The following is a 557-nucleotide window of genomic DNA, read 5'->3' on the forward strand; positions in this document are numbered from 1 at the left end:
CAGCCTTATGTCGCAGAGAAGATGGGAGTTACCGCTTCCACAATCCTGCGTTATGAGAATGGTTCGATTGACAATACCAAAAAGATGGTACTGGAAGGTCTTTCGGAAGCACTTCATGTATCGATTGAATGGCTCAAAGGGGAAAACGATGAATATGAAACTGATATTACGGATAAGAAAGAATTACTGATTCGTGATGCGATGAGTGATATTCTCAAACAGTTACCGCTCGACCTCAATAAAACAGAAGACGCATTTTCCAAAGACTTACTGCTGTTAATGTTAAAGCAATATGAACTGTTTCTGGATTCGTTTCAGTTCGCCTGTAAAAATTACAAGGGCAGTACCAAAGATGCGGACATTGCCAAAGTAATGGGCTTTGAATCGAAAGATGAATATAACGAGATCATGTTTCTCAGGGAGATCACACATACTGTCAACGCATTTAACGATATGGCAGATGTGATAAGACTCTATTCTAAGAAACCGGAAACAGCAGAACAAAGACTTGCCAATCTTTTATCCGAAGTTATGTATGAGGATTCTGAATCGGTATA

General features: G+C 39.5%; 1 protein-coding gene. It reads left to right on the plus strand.

Annotated elements, in window-relative coordinates; genetic code table 11:
* Window positions 1-557 (plus strand): helix-turn-helix domain-containing protein (locus DXD11_RS14115; RefSeq protein WP_147360991.1); only part of this gene is annotated, 557 nt, incomplete at both ends.

The organism is Coprococcus sp. TF11-13, assembly GCF_003481085.1.
GTDB lineage: Bacteria > Bacillota > Clostridia > Lachnospirales > Lachnospiraceae > Coprococcus > Coprococcus aceti.